At 66.8% G+C, this 2,983-nt stretch carries 3 protein-coding genes; 1 reads left to right on the top strand and 2 read right to left on the bottom strand.

Features of this window, described 5'->3' with window-relative positions:
- A partial coding sequence (locus ACXJKR_RS28685) for a carbohydrate-binding module family 20 domain-containing protein (protein ID WP_457325732.1) occupies positions 1-927 on the top strand: 927 nt, incomplete at its 5' end.
- On the opposite strand, the gene ACXJKR_RS28680 is transcribed toward ACXJKR_RS28685, so the two are convergent.
- Positions 917-2,218 carry a hemolysin family protein gene (locus tag ACXJKR_RS28680; protein ID WP_457325731.1) on the bottom strand — a complete coding sequence of 434 codons (1,302 nt, stop codon included), beginning with the start codon at positions 2,216-2,218 and terminating at the stop codon, positions 917-919. The two genes, ACXJKR_RS28685 and ACXJKR_RS28680, sit on opposite strands and share 11 nt — an antisense overlap.
- Before the next feature lie 33 nt (positions 2,219-2,251).
- On the bottom strand, positions 2,252-2,983 hold a 732-nt coding region (locus tag ACXJKR_RS28675; protein ID WP_457325730.1), incomplete at its 5' end, for a putative bifunctional diguanylate cyclase/phosphodiesterase.

Here is a 2,983-nt window from a genome sequence, read left to right as displayed (position 1 = left end):
GTCTTCATCACCAACTGGGACACCGAGCGCAACGGCGGCTCGCTGAACATCAACAACAACGGCGGCGCCGATGCCGGTGGCCAGCGGTACACGCTGGCGCACGTCTTCATGCTCGCCCAGGGCTATGGCGAGGCCCAGCTCTATTCGGGCTTCAAGTTCACCGACACCGGTGCCGACCGCCCCAGCGCCAGCCCCTATAGCGGCGGCGCGCCACAGATCAACGTCGTCTGGGACTTCGCCCACCGCTGGACGCCGCTGGCGAACATGGTGGCCTTCCGCAATGCCAGCCTCGGCCAGGCGCAGCAGAACTGGATCGTCGGCAACAACGGCAACCAGATCGCCTTCAGCCGCGGCAATGTGGGCTTTGTCGCGCTGAACAACAGCGGCAGCGCCTGGACGCGCAGCTTCGCCACGGGCCTTCCCGCCGGCACCTACTGCAACGTCATCAACGGCACCAAGAACGCCGCCGGCACCGGCTGCACGGCCGACTCGGTGACGGTGGATGCCAGCGGCAACGCCAGCATCACGGTGCCGGCGAACAGCGGCAGCCCCACGCCGGCCGTGGCCCTCTACACGGGCCAGAAGACCAGCGGCGGCGGCGGCGGCAGCTGCGCCGTGACCTTCACGATCGCCAACGCCAACACGGTGATGGGCGAAAACCTGCGCGTCGTCGGCAATGTCAGCGGCCTCGGCGCCTGGGCGCCCGGCTCGGGCTTTGCACTGACCATCCAGGGCTCGGGTGCCAACGTACCGTGGAGCGGAACCGTCAGCCAGCCCGCCGGCACGGCGATTCAATACAAGTATGTGAAGTGGAACGGCTCGTCGGCCGTCTGGGAAAGCAATCAAGCCACCGGCAGCGGCAACCGCGAGTTCACGAGCTGCGCCAGCGGTTCGCAGGCTCGCAGCGACGGCAACTTCAAACCCTGACGGCAGGCGCTACCGCGGTGATCATGACCTGGTCGACCCGGTAGCTGTCCACGTCAACCACCTCGAAGCGCCAGCCTTCCCACTCGACGACATCGGTGCGCCGCGGAATGCGGCGCAGCATGACCATCAGGAAGCCGGCCAAGGTGTCGTAGGTGCCGGCATGCGGCCAGCCCTCGATGCCCAGCGACCGCTCGACATCCGGGATGGGCGTGATGCCATCGGCCAGGAAGGAACCGTCCTCGCGGCGCACGATCTGTTCCTCGTCGTGCGGCGCGACCAGGCTGCCCATCACCGTGTTCATCACGTCGTTCAGCGTGATGACGCCCACCACGCGGCTGTACTCGTTGACGACGACGGCGAAGTCCTCGTGCGCCTCGCGGAACTGGGTCAGCATCTCGGACAGCGTCAGCCGGTCGGGCACGATGAGCACTTTCTTTACCAGCACGCCGCCATCCTCGCGCAGCGACAGCTTTTCATCGCGCAGCACACGCTGGAACAGGTCGGTCGCATCCACATAGCCGACCACCTGATCGACGTCGCCGTCGCAGACGACATAGGTCGAGTGGGGCGTGTCGGCGATGCGGTTGCGGATCAGCACGTCGTCGTCGTCGCGCGAGAAGAAGACGATGCGCTCGCGCTCCGTCATCACCGTCTCGACGGTGCGCGTGTCCAGCTCGAACACGTTGGCGATGACCTGCTGCTCCTCGTCCGCGACGACGCCGGCCTGGTAGCCGGCCTCGGTCAGCGCGAGGATGTCGCGGTAGCTGATGGTCTCGTCACGCTTGGCCGGCAGGCCCAACACGCGGATCAGGCCCTCGGTGATGCCGCTGAACAACCAGGCCAGGGGCTTCAGCACGCGGCACAGGGCCAGCATGGGGCCTACCAGCGTCATGGCGACGCGCTCCGGCTCGTTCATCGACAAGCGCTTGGGCACCAGGTCGGCCAGCACGATGAAGAGCGATGTGATGCTGATGAAGGACGCGGCAAAGCCCAGCGTCGCGGCCAGTTCGGGTGAAACGACGAGGCGCAGCGCCGCTTCGAAATGCGGCGTGAACGCACCCTCGCCAACGATGCCGGCCAGGATGGCGACCGTGTTGACGCCGATTTGCACGACGGTGAAGTAGTCGCCCGGGTGTTCCTGCACAGCCAGCACCTTGGCTGCGCGGGCATCGCCGGAGTCGGCGCGCTGCTGCAGGTTGAGCCGCCGCGAGGCCGCCAGTGACAGCTCGGCCATCGAGAAGAAGGCGCTGGCGGCGATGAGGAGGGCAATCAGCAGCAGGCTGGTGGTCAAGCGCCGAGTCCGAGGTCTGAATGGAGCTTCAGTTTATTCCGCGATCCCGCCCTCACGGCTGCACCGCTCCAGGAAGGCCGTCGCCTCTCGCACGGGCTGCGGGCGCGCATAGCCAAAGCCCTGCATCACGTCGCAATGCCAGTTGCGCAGGCAGGCCTCCTGGCTGGCATCCTCAACGCCTTCCGCGACCACGGTCATCCCCAGGCTGTGCGACAGCTGAATCATGGCCTGCACGATGGCCGCACCGCTCTCGTCCTGGCCGAGGTCTCGCACGAAGGCGCGGTCGATCTTCAGGCGGTTGATGGGAAAGCGCTTCAGATAGGCCAGGCTCGAATAGCCGGTGCCGAAGTCATCGATGGCCAGGTGCAGGCCCAGCGCACGCAGCTCGGCCATCTTGGCGATGGTGGACTCGGCGTCGTCCATCATGGCGCCCTCGGTGATCTCCAGCTCGATGAAGCGCGGGTCGATTCCCGCGCCGTCCAGCGCCTCGCGCACCGTGGCCATGAACTCGGGATGCTGGAACTGCCGCGGCGAGATGTTGATGGCCATCACGGGCCGGTCCAGCCCGCTGTCATGCCAGATCCTGGCCTGGCGGCAGGCCTGCTGCAGCACCCAGCGGCCAATGGGCACGATGAGACCGGATTCCTCGGCCAGCGGAATGAAGCGGTCCGGCGCAATCAGGCCGTCGGGGCTGCGCCAGCGCAGCAGAGCCTCAAAGCCCGACAGCCTGCGCGTGCGCAGATCGCACTGCGCCTGGTAGAAGAG

It is taken from the genome of Roseateles sp. P5_E11 (genome assembly GCF_054049355.1).
This window is presented reverse-complemented; position numbering and strand designations above follow the sequence as displayed.